The organism is Chromobacterium sp. Rain0013 (genome assembly GCF_015291765.1).
In the GTDB taxonomy this organism is placed as follows: Bacteria; Pseudomonadota; Gammaproteobacteria; order Burkholderiales; family Chromobacteriaceae; genus Chromobacterium; species Chromobacterium haemolyticum.
The window spans coordinates 3,799,033-3,809,882 of record NZ_CP031514.1 but is presented as its reverse complement, the minus strand read 5'-3'; the positions used below and the strand labels follow the sequence as shown (position 1 = coordinate 3,809,882).

General features: G+C 58.7%; 10 protein-coding genes. 3 read left to right on the top strand and 7 right to left on the bottom strand.

Translation table 11 applies throughout. From position 1 onward, the window contains the following. The first annotated feature begins 8 nt into the window (after window positions 1-8). Complete coding sequence (locus DXT74_RS17480) at window positions 9-1,040, top strand: GIY-YIG nuclease family protein (protein WP_231138348.1); 1,032 nt, start codon at window positions 9-11, stop codon at window positions 1,038-1,040. Between the two features lie 1,805 nt (window positions 1,041-2,845). Beyond that, complete coding sequence (locus DXT74_RS17475) at window positions 2,846-3,976, top strand: IS1595 family transposase (RefSeq protein WP_194426591.1); 1,131 nt, start codon at window positions 2,846-2,848, stop codon at window positions 3,974-3,976. A gap of 667 nt (window positions 3,977-4,643) precedes the next feature. On the opposite strand, the gene DXT74_RS17470 is transcribed toward DXT74_RS17475, so the two are convergent. Continuing rightward, window positions 4,644-4,898 (bottom strand): hypothetical protein, encoded by a 255-nt coding sequence (locus DXT74_RS17470; RefSeq protein ID WP_194426590.1) that lies wholly within the window; start codon window positions 4,896-4,898, stop codon window positions 4,644-4,646. A 584-nt stretch (window positions 4,899-5,482) separates the two neighbouring features. Between DXT74_RS17470 and DXT74_RS17465 the strand changes: the two genes are divergently transcribed. Then, complete coding sequence (locus tag DXT74_RS17465) at window positions 5,483-5,641, top strand: antibiotic biosynthesis monooxygenase (RefSeq protein ID WP_194426589.1); 159 nt, start codon at window positions 5,483-5,485, stop codon at window positions 5,639-5,641. 80 nt (window positions 5,642-5,721) lie between these two features. Here DXT74_RS17465 and DXT74_RS17460 read toward each other — a convergent pair whose 3' ends face one another. From DXT74_RS17460 to DXT74_RS17435, 6 genes are all read right to left on the bottom strand, one after another. Beyond that, a complete protein-coding gene (locus tag DXT74_RS17460) occupies window positions 5,722-6,009 on the bottom strand; it encodes a hypothetical protein (protein WP_194426588.1) in 288 nt (95 codons plus the stop codon). A 364-nt stretch (window positions 6,010-6,373) separates the two neighbouring features. Next, window positions 6,374-7,219: an aminoglycoside 6-adenylyltransferase gene (locus DXT74_RS17455; RefSeq protein WP_194426587.1), complete on the bottom strand. Its 846-nt coding sequence runs from the start codon at window positions 7,217-7,219 to the stop codon at window positions 6,374-6,376. A 77-nt stretch (window positions 7,220-7,296) separates the two neighbouring features. Then, window positions 7,297-8,469: an acetylornithine deacetylase gene (argE, locus tag DXT74_RS17450; RefSeq protein ID WP_194426586.1), complete on the bottom strand. Its 1,173-nt coding sequence runs from the start codon at window positions 8,467-8,469 to the stop codon at window positions 7,297-7,299. Then, window positions 8,469-9,143, bottom strand: coding sequence for a DUF1028 domain-containing protein (locus tag DXT74_RS17445; RefSeq protein ID WP_194426585.1), 675 nt, complete (start codon window positions 9,141-9,143; stop codon window positions 8,469-8,471). Before DXT74_RS17445 ends, argE begins: the two co-directional genes overlap by 1 nt. Beyond that, entirely contained in the window at window positions 9,140-9,562 is a 423-nt protein-coding gene (locus DXT74_RS17440; RefSeq protein WP_043638800.1) for a RidA family protein, read from the bottom strand. The genes DXT74_RS17445 and DXT74_RS17440 overlap by 4 nt, the downstream gene beginning before the upstream one ends. An 11-nt stretch (window positions 9,563-9,573) precedes the next feature. Beyond that, window positions 9,574-10,842 carry an NAD(P)/FAD-dependent oxidoreductase gene (locus DXT74_RS17435; protein ID WP_081556338.1) on the bottom strand — a complete coding sequence of 423 codons (1,269 nt, stop codon included), beginning with the start codon at window positions 10,840-10,842 and terminating at the stop codon, window positions 9,574-9,576. Window positions 10,843-10,850 lie beyond the last annotated feature (8 nt).

Below are 10,850 nucleotides of genomic sequence, written 5' to 3'. Positions count from 1 at the left end.
TGAAGATAGTGCCGAAAAAAGAAAATTTCTTCGTTTACCAGTTTCTCGATGTTAATCAAAAAACACTTTACGTCGGAAAGACAAAAAACCTAACGGGTCGAATTCGGAGCACCCATTTTACAGATAGCGGTCATCTTCCTGACGAATGCTACAATGAGACGGAAATAGTCATTTATTCTAGATGCCTAAGCGAATCAGATATGACAATTCAGGAGAGATATCTGATAAACACTCTTAACCCGAAGTACAACGACAGGCTTAATCGTAGCGACGCTTTCAGCTTTACGATCAATTGTTTCGATTGGAAGTACCTACCATTTATTCGACCAGAGGAAAGACCGAAGAAGAAACTTGTTAAGTCGGGACTACTTATTTCCAGCCTGCCAAAAGTCTCGGTCCAAACTAGGGCATTGTCCGTGCCAAGCCTTGCTGAAACGGGCACATTGTTCGCCAGCAGAGACTATCCCGGCGACATCTACAATCTGTACACTTTTGGCACGGAATGCGAGCCTCTGAGAGGGTTATGGATGAACGGCGAGCTTTGGCTAAGCGCGCTGAGCATCTGCGAATTCAGTTTCGTGTCGAACTCCAGCGACAACTCCAGCAAAATCCGCATCATCCAGTTCATCAAGAAAGGATTCCTCACCAGTGACGACGTATGCATCATCGAAGAAAAAGCATTCTGTAGAAACGACTTCCGCTCAAGTATTTGGGGAAAGTTGAATAAAAAGTACCCAGAGGCCGCAGGTAGTAATGAGGGTTCAAATGGGGTTTTGATTCGTGCTCAAGCCCTAGAAGGATTTGTCGGTGGCCTTCTTGAGAGATATGCACGTGACAAAAGGAAGCGCTTAGATAAGGGCGTCACTGTGAAGGCCTGCTATCGGAGTTCGTCTGGCGACTTCCCGACAAAGCGGTGCAAAACGTTCGAGGAATATTGCGAATTTATGGCGGGGCCGAACAGGATGAATACAAACTTGTTCTCTGTTTCATACCGGATTTCAACTGTCTGTGATGCGCTCTCATGCATAGAACCAGTGTAATCTATGGTCGTACATGCCACTGAATACGCACAGATAACTATAGTTTTTTTAAGGTGCTATTCCCCCGTAGGAAAAGTTATTCTTTTGGGACAATAAAGCCTACTACTGTCTCAAAAGAGGGAAGGCCGCCGCCTGTTCTGTCTAGGTGCGCCCCTATTTCTCGGTAGAGGACTTGCCTTATCGAATAATCGATAAGGTCTTGGCCATAGTTTTGCATCCAGTGGAACTCCCAAAGCCGCTGCAACTCTTCTCGAAATTTCTCCGCCAGACAAAATGATAGGTCTAGGATGGACAATAGATGGGCCTCACGAAAGAGTGCCCCGACTAGTCCAGCTCGATCCAGAGGACGGTGGATGCGTTCCATCGCCTGCTCTAGTACGAACAAGTAACGCTGAAGTAGTGTACTCGGCACCCCTGGCCCAGCCTTAATCTCCGTTCCGATGAGCTGCAAGTCAAGGAAGTCACGAGATTTTCCTGTAATACGCTGTAGCCCATTCAGTAGCAAGCACTTAGAAATGATATTCCTCGTGCATGCCAGATCTAGCCTTTGATCGGACAGTAGATGCCAGAAAGGTGAGTCCAAGAGGGGCAAAGTTCCCGCAAATGGCTGACCTCCCTCATCATCACGGTAAGCTTCTATCTCCTTCCCAAGTGAGATGCCTGGCATTTGGCCGGCACCTGATGAGGGGAGTGCTCCGCGAAGTTTAATGCGTTCGAAGACTCTGTCCCTATCGGCCCCTTTTCGAGTGCTAACAAGGCCATCGAGCGCATAGTCCGTTAGGTGGGTGCGAGCATGTACCTCCGTATACCACACCCAGGCCCGCAGCTTCTCCGGCATTGGAGTTGGACGACGCCCAGGCCTCCGCTTGGCGGGATGCACATCTGCCAGGGCCGCACCAGGCAGCTTGGCGCGCTGAACGAACTGCTCAAGCTCGGCCGCGCCTGGGGCAAACCACTCCCAGTACTCACTGTCTGCCGGCCCTTTCTTGGTCTCTTCTGAATCCTGCTTTTTCCGCTGCGCCATCTACGCCTAGCTTGGGTTCATAAATTACATAAATATACTAAATACACCCCGGCGCGCCAACACAAAGTCATAAAAATTATCCTTATTTTTCAGTGAGTTTTTGACGATTTGTGCTGTGACATGAGTAGTACCAGAAATGACGTAGATGTAGTGGAGGACGGATGAAGGGGCTGCCTGCTTCAATGGACTCGTTGCCGTGCTTGAACGTCAACGTACGCACAGGAGCGAATATGTCAGTTGACTACCGAGCGCTGCTTCTTGAGCGGTATGGCCCGCTGCTTGGAAGGGCAGACCTATACCAGGCGCTTGGCTTTACCTCGCCGGCATCATTTCGGCGTGCTGTACGCCTGAAGCAGATAGAGGTTCGTCTTATCACCGTGCCTGGAAGGCGTGGAAAGTTTGCATTGACTACTGAGGTTGCCGATTGGCTAGAAGCACTGGCCAACAGGGCCGCGGAACCCGCAGGACAGGAAGATACGAAGGGGAGGAAAACAGGATGACGTAATCCGGATAGATAGCTTTTCGCAAAACCCGGACACCAGAAAGCACAAAGCCCAAATTCCTTTTGCAGAGGAGCTCTGGGCTTTAGATGCGGTGTTTCAGTAACGTTTCTGAGGCGTTCTGGAACTAGTATCGGTGCAAATGAATGCGATGTCAACCATCGAGTTACGCTCGATGCGCGTTGTCGCGTCTACCTGGTCCGGTCACCAGTGGTGATACCGCTGGTGCGGGTGGCTGTGTTTGTCGCGCAGCCCAGGAATAATTTTTCCCGGACATCGATATGGCTCAACCTTTTACTAAGTCGGCCGCAGCTCGCGACCTGACCCTGATGCATGTTGCAAACATGAGTGAAGACGAATGTCACCAGTATTTTTGCAAGGTTCGCTGGCGATCTATCGAGCAGCAAGTTTGCCCAAGTTGCGGATCAATCAATCGCCATTACTATCGCAAAGCACGCCGCCAATGGCGATGTAAAGACTGCGATGCCTATTTTTCAGTCACATCTGGCACGCCCCTCCATGGCCATAAAATGACATATAAGAAAATGTTGTTAGGTCTAATGCAGTACGTACAGGCCGCAAATGGCATTGCAACCGATCGCTTATCCCATGAAATGGATGTACAGGTCAAAACAGCGCACGTCTTTGGTGGAAAGATCCGAGAAGCACTCATGACGGCACAAGATCTTACGCCGCTATCTGGCCTTGTCCAGATTGATGGCGCGCATTTTGGTGGGATGCCACGGTTTGGTCGGCGCCGCAGGAAATCTGATCGTTTGGTTGAAATTGCTGGCCGAGTCAAAGAGAAGTTCGAGAAGAAAAAGGGAAATGCTAAAGATACGCCCCCACGCTCGCGAACCAATCGGACAAACTGGGAACGATGCAGAAAAAATAGGCGGATTGTGATCGTATTGCGGCAGGTATCACTCAATCGTGGAGAGGGCGGAGAAAGAACCATTACCGCCATCTGCAAAAGCGAAAATATGATTGATGTCACTGCCCTGGCGAATCGTTATATTGCGCCTGGCTCGCATATCATGACCGACGAAAATCCTGCGTATACCAAGCTAGACGATCAAGTCGACCCTGTCGCAATGCGCAAAAAATGGCAACATGGCACTGTTAATCACTCAATTGAATTTTCTTCACCCGAAGGGGTGAATGATAACCAGTGTGAAAGCTATTTCTCGCGGATGCGCAGATGGGTCAAAGGGGTTTCCCATCGGGCGACGCCGAAATATATGGCAGATCGGGCAACGGAGTTTGCGTGGCGTGAAGACAATCGGCGAGTTGCATTCGGACAAAAGCTGGAGTTGCTGCTAACTGTACTCTTCAATCAAGGTCCATCCGTATGGTGGCGCGGATATTGGCAGGGCCATCATCGTGAGAATGAAATTTTGTTTAAAGGCTAATTGCTAGTTAGCTGGATGGGTCTCTGAGATAGCCTGGCAATATCCAGAGACCCGGTTCCACTCGATGCACCCGTCCCTCCTTACATAAGTCCTTAAGACGATATCGCACACTCAATCTAAATTCTGAGAACTCCTTCCCGCCTAATTCGACACCCATGGCAGGCCCTACCAACAGCGCTATTTGGCCTGTCGTCAAGGGAGTCGTTTGTGCTTCGTGTAGGACATTAATGACCATCCTTGTCATGTTGCCGTAACGGGAACATCTTCTCTTCGTATGACTGCGGATAGGTGGGATGATCTCCGGATCGATCTGCACTTCATGCAGCCGAATGGTAGCATCAACTGCGGCTAGATTGGCCCTTGCATTTTCAACCACCCTTGCGAGGTGCTCGGGCATAGTCAGGAGTCGATGGCGCGCCATCTCCAAAGCTTGTTCGGCTTTTTGTACGTCAGCCGCTAACGACTGACGCTGCACTGAGAGAGACTCCTCTAACTGCTGCAAGTCACTCAGGAGCCTGGCGCGTTTGTTGATCAGCCAGTTCAGGGAGGAAGGGATTCGTGCATTCATACAGAAAAGCATAAGAAAAGTTAGCTTCTCCGACGAGTGCACGTGCTACCTCAAAGCGCCCATAACACCAAACCCCCGGCTTTCGCCGGGGGCCTCCCTTTACTTACTCTTCTTCAACACCCGTCGCTCCAGCAAGGAGCGCTCCACCTGCGCGTCCATCATCTGGTGTTGATGGTCGGTGTAGGCGTAGACATTCATCCGCCGCGCGCTGAGCGAGATCAGCAATTCCAGATGATTGAAGAAGCCCAGCCAGTAGCCGCGCTGCTCGCTTAGGCTGAAGTCGATATCGCGAGCGATGCGGCTGAGCAGGCCCTGGCCCACGTAGGCCGGGTTGTCCTTGAACCATTGCAGCACGTGGGCGGCGCATTCCCGGCCGTAGGCGTGGGCCTCGGCGGCGCGGGCGGCATTTGCCAGTAGTGCGGGTAGGTGCGTCCGGGAAGGCGGCTGACGAAGGGCAGTAGAACTTCCTGGGCTTCGAGGATCGGGGTACGGTAGCGCCGTCGGCGCGGGAAGAGAGATTGCGGCATGTCGTTACTCCTGCGATGAAACAAGATTAACAAGCTGCCTATCCGCTAGAGGATTTGGCAGGCGCGTGATGGGATTGGCATTACCGAGCGTTGCGACCGGCGAGTGCATAGCGCTCTCTATGTACCTGCCGTTAAAGCATGGCAAAGCGCAGGCATGCGCGTTGATGCGCATGCCTGGGGCGTGAGGCGTGGTTTGCCGAGCATCTGGAACGGACTGGCGTCCAGCACTCCAGAAGCATCAAGGGCAATTTAGGCGCTTTTGTCCGCCAGGAAGTGCGGAGAGAGTGGATGCATTTCTTTTTGGCCACTTTGAGAGCGGCTAACAAAACTCCTGATGCTGCGTTGTGCCGACTTGCCGTACTCAAGTACTGCCTGCGTCGGCGCGCCTTGCCTCAGCCGTGAAACTGATTTTTGTTAGCCGCTCTTAATTGGGTGGATCTGGGGGCGGTCAAGGCGTTTGCCGGCGACAACTACCATATCGCCGTCACTTATCCGGACGATGAGCAGTTTGAGCTGTTGTCCGATCCTTATGTGTTTCAGCATCAGGTCAGCGAGATATCCCCACTGTAAGTGCCCGTTTGGCGCTGTTTCAGCCCGGCGCCGCCGGTGGCGAAGGCGCCAAGCGGGACAGGGCTTACTCCGCTCCTGTTTTAATCGCTCTGCTCATCAGTGCGTGGCTGTGGTTGGGGCGTTATTACTGATTCCGCCTGCCGGCGATCAACCTTCTCCGCCTCGTCCTGAGGCGGCGGTGTTTCTTTATTCTCTCTCTTGAACCTATCGGGCGGGGCGGGCATCCGCATCAGTTGTTGCTGCATGCGAAAACTATCCGTCATGGCCTTGTTGATTTGGGTAAAAGCCGGGTGAGAGGGGGAGAATGAATCCGCGGTAACTGCCGCACTGTAAAGGGCTAGCGGCAGCAGAAGGGCGTGGATACGCATCTTATTTCCTGACAAAGTATCTGGCCACGGGAGGCGTGGCGGTTTGCGGTATGGCTTGGCTGGCGTGCTTCCGTTGAGAGGAGGCGCGTGGCTGAGAAAGGCGAACGGAAGCGAACGCCTAAAAGATAGAGCATTCTATCTAACCATGACCAAAGGTCAAGCCCAAGGAAGCGGCCCCCGCCTGGCGAGACGGGTGGGGGCCGCCGCGCCGCCGTTGGTTTAGAGCCGGTTTACGATCTCGCGAGCTAGTGCGAGACAAGGCGTTGCGGCTGAGAAAGCGGAGTGTACAAATGGTACATGAGCATTTCGAAGCCGTACTCACCGTGCAACGCTTCACGAAGCGCAGCAGACTTTGAACAGGTTCTTAGGCCGGCGCGCGGATCAAGTCGCGGATGCCGGCCTCCACCGCTTCCGGGTAGTCGAAGCCGGCGCGGGCGGCCACTTCGCGCGCCACTTGGCTGTATAGCCGCAGGGTGGCGTGGAAGGCGCGTTCGGCGTCGGCGGCGTCGAAGCGGCCAAACCCCTGTTGCAGCGCCTGCCAGTGTTCAGGCTCGGCCCAGTGTTGCAGCCGGGTGCCGATATGCCAGCAGTCCGCCGCCGCGCCGGGGCGGCTGTGGGCGTGCCATTCCAGCATTTCCAGCAGCAGTTCCTTCATGGTCCAGTCCCGCAATTTGACGACGAACAGCTCGCCGCGGGCCAGGTATTTGGGGATGTGAAAGGCCTCGAACCAGAATTCCTCCACCCGTTCACGGAAGCGCTCCTCGCAGGGCAGGGCCGGCGTGGCGGGGCGGCCTTGCGGCGCGGGCAGGCCTTGGGCCACGCCGGTTTTGTCCAGCAGCACGCGGTAGCCGCGCTGGTACAGCGGGTCCAGCCCGTCCTTGCGCATGGCTTGCAGCCGGGCGGGGCCGGCCAGGGTGAAGTCGATTTTGACGCCGTCTGCGTAGATGGCCAGGCGGGTGGGCCAGGCTTGGCCTTCTCCCAGGTGCAGCACGGTGATCAGGGGGCCGATGTCGCGCAGCCAGCCGTCGTCGTCGGCCAGCGCCGCCGGGTTCGGACTGATGATTTCCAAATCCAGATCGGAATGGATGTCGACGCTGCCGTCGTCTCGGGCAAAGGAGCCGGTGAGGATCAGAGCGTCCACGTCCGGGCGGCTGTGCGCCCAGGCGATGGCGGCGTTCAGGCGCTGGGCCTGGGGGGTATCGGGTTTCATGCGGGGCGGTCCGGGGCGAGATGTAACCGTGGTAGGCCCCCGCAAGCGCGGGAAGGTTCCGGCGTGGCGCATTACGGTCAGGGAACGGGCTCGCTAAGCCGCTGCCTCAGGACGGCAAGCAGCCTGTCGCAGGCGCTCAGTTGTTCCAGCGCCAGCCATTCGTCCGGCTGGTGCGCCTGGGTGATGCTGCCGGGGCCTAGCACCACGGTGGGGATGCCTACTTGTTGGGAGAACAAGCCTGCTTCCGTACCGAAGGAGACCTTGGCCGGCGGACGGGTGTCGCCCAGCAGCGATTGCGCGAAGCGCACCACTTCGGCGTCCGGCGCGGTGAGCAGGCCGGGGTAGGCGCTGCGTTCGGTGAAGACGATGTCGGCGTCGGGGTCCACCGCGCGCATGGCGGGCAGCAGTTGCTGGCGGGCAAAGTCCATGATGGCGGCCAGCAGCGTTTGCGGCTCGTCTTCCGGCAGGTGGCGGATTTCAAATTCGAATTCGCTGTATTCGGGAATGATGTTGAGAGCGCTGCCGCCACGCATGGCGCCCACATGAAGGGTGGTGTGAGGCGCGGGATATAACGGGTCGAACGGACCTTCCGTTGCGCGCTGTCGCGCCAGTTGGCGGATGAAGACGATGAGCTCCGCCGCGTATTCCACGGCATTGACGCCGGCCTGGGGCAGGCTGGAGTGTCCGGCCTTGCCGCGAAGGCGCACTTGATAGGCGAGCTTGCCCTTGTGGGCGGCCACCACGCGCATGAGCGTGGGCTCGCCGACTATGCCCATTCTGGGCAGCGTCGGCAGCCCGCCCAGCACGTCCAGTAGCCGGCGCACGCCGATGCAGCCGATTTCTTCGTCGTAGCTGAGCGCGATATGCAGCGGGGTGCGCAGCCGGGCGGCGGCGAAGTCCGGCACGGCGGCCAGCACGGCGGCGATGAAGCCTTTCATGTCGGCGCTGCCGCGGCCGTAGGCGCGTTGGTCTCGCACTTGGAGGCGGAAAGGGTCGCTGTTCCAGGCTTGGCCGTCCACCGGCACCACATCGGTGTGGCCGGCCAGCATCACGCCGCCCTGGTCCGCGGGGCCGATGGTGGCGTAGAGGTTGGCCTTGCTGCCGTCTTCGTTGGCAATCAGTTGGCTGGGGATGCCCCAGCCGGCCAGGTAGTCGCGCACGAAGTGAATCAGTTCCAGGTTGGAGCGGTGGCTGACGGTGTCGAAGCCGACCAGCCGTTTCAGCATGGCCAACGAACTGTAGCGTTGCATTATGGGTCTCCCGCCACGCCATAGCTGGGCGCATGCTGCGGCGATCGCGCTCGGGTAAGGTAGGCGTCCATCTGCGGCTGGTAGCGCCGCCACAGCTCGGCCAGTTCCGCCACCGGCTGGCCGTCGCTCCAATCTATGCGCAGGTTGATGGCCGGCCATGCGGTATCGCCAGTGGCCAGCAGGCCGGCGGAATGGATGGGGCCGGCTTCTCCTCCCGCGTCCACAGCGGCTTGCAGCGCCGCCAGCAGGCGTTCCGGCAGGCCGCCGTCGCCGGCTTCGTAGGCGGCTACCATGGCTTGGGGCAGCTCGGACGTTGCCAGCAGGTTGCCGCCGGCGGCGCAGTCTCGGCCAGTGGCGGCGCCATGCAGGCCCAGCGCATGCCGGCCGGTGATGACTTGCGGGCGGCCTTGCAGCGGGGCCAGCACTAGTTGCCGCCATTCCAGGTGAGGATCCGCCGAGCGCAGGGCTGCGCTCAGCGCGGCATCCCCGCTGCCGGCAGCCATCAGGTCCAGCGCCAGCGGGCCGAGCAGCGGGTTGCTCACGTTCTGGCTCAGCGCGGCGCCCACGCCGGCGCGCACATGGGCGCAACGGCTGGCCACGCAGATGCTGGAGGAGGCGATGACGACGCCCACCATGCCGCTGTCCTGACAGCGGGCCGCGATGGAGAAGGTCATTGGCGGCGCTCCTCGGGGATGACGGCGGTGACGTCGATTTCCACTAGCCACTCCGGCCGAGCCAGCGCCGACACCACCAGGCCGGTGGATACCGGGTAGACGCCTTTCAGCCATCGGCCCACCACCAGATAAACGGCTTCCCGGTAGCGCGGGTCGGTGAGGTAGATCACGATCTTGCAGATATCGCCCAGTTCGCTGCCGGCTTCTTCCAGCAGCAGCTTCACATTGGCCATCGCTTGTTCGGCCTGGGCGGCCACGTCGCCTATGCCTACGGATTCGCGGCTGTCCAGGTCTTGGCCAATCTGGCCGCGCAGAAACACGAGATTACCGGCCACCACGGCCTGGCACAGGTCGTTGTCCAGGTTTTGCTCCGGATAGGTTTCCCGGGTGTTGAACGGGCGGATGCGGGTGTGGGTCATGATGGTGTCCTTTAGCGGGCGGCGCGCTGGCCGGCGTCCCGGTAGGCGGCGTATTGGCGTTGGGTGGCGATGTGATCGGCAATGAAGCGGGCATCGTGCCATACCCCCCAGAGGAAGGAGGAGCCGCGGTGGGACAGCCAGGGCAGGCCCAGGAAGTAGACGCCGGGCTCGCTGGACACGCCGCGCTGATGTTGCGGCTGGCCTTGGTCGTTGAACGCCTGGACTTGCAGCCAGCTGTAGTCCGTGGCGAAGCCGGTGGCCCAGATGATGCTGGCGACGCCGGCCGAGGCTAAGTCCAGTTCCAGAGTGGGCTGGGTCACGCATTCCGGGTCCGGCAGCATATGGCGCGCGGCCGGCTCCTCCGGCAGATCCAGCCGGTTGCGTTGGATATAGGCGTCCGCCGCCGCCAGCAGAGCCAGGTAGTTAGCATCGCCGCGGGCGAGGTTGTCGGCCAGGTCAGGGGCGAAACGGGCCACGCCGCGTTCAAACGATTGGGTGCTGCCCAACAGGGTGATGCCTTGTTGCGCCAGCGCACGGAAATCCACGGTGTGGCCGCCGCGCGCGCCGCTGACGGCGATGGTCACGTGGGCGGCGTCCGGTTTGGGGGCGGTGGCGGTCCATTCGCCCAATACGCCCAGCCACCAGCAGAAGTCGCGGTTACGGTAGTTGCGCGGGGGGCGGTTGTGGGCGCCGACGGATAGATAGACGCGTTTGCCGGCGCGTTGTAGTTCGTCGGCGATCTGCACGCCGGAGGAGCCGGCGCCCACCACCAGCACCGCGCCCTCCGGCAGCTGTTCCGGCTTGCGGTAGTCGGCGGAGTGGATTTGCAGCAGCGGCTGGTCCTTGGGGGCGATAGAGGGAATGACGGGTTTTTGGAAGGGACCGGTGGCGGCTACCACGCGTGCGGCTTCAAACGCGCCAGCCGAGGTTTCCGCGGTGAAACCGGCGCGGTCTGAGTTGCGGCTGACTTTCAGCACGTCCACTCCGGTCCGGATGGGCGCGTTGAACTTCCTGGCGTAAGCCTCGAGGTAATCCGCCACCCGCTCTTTGGGCGCGAAGGCGTCCGGGTCCAGAGCGGCGAATTCCAGGCCGGGAAAGCGGTCATGCCAGGCTGGGCCGTTGCAGACTAGTGAATCCCAGCGTTGGCTGCGCCAGCGTTCGGCGATGCGGTGGCGCTCCAGTACGATGTGGGGCACATCGTTGCGGCTCAGGTGTTCGCTGATGGCGATGCCGGCTTGGCCGCCGCCGATGATCAGCGTGTCTGTTTTTTCGATTGTCATCTTGACGC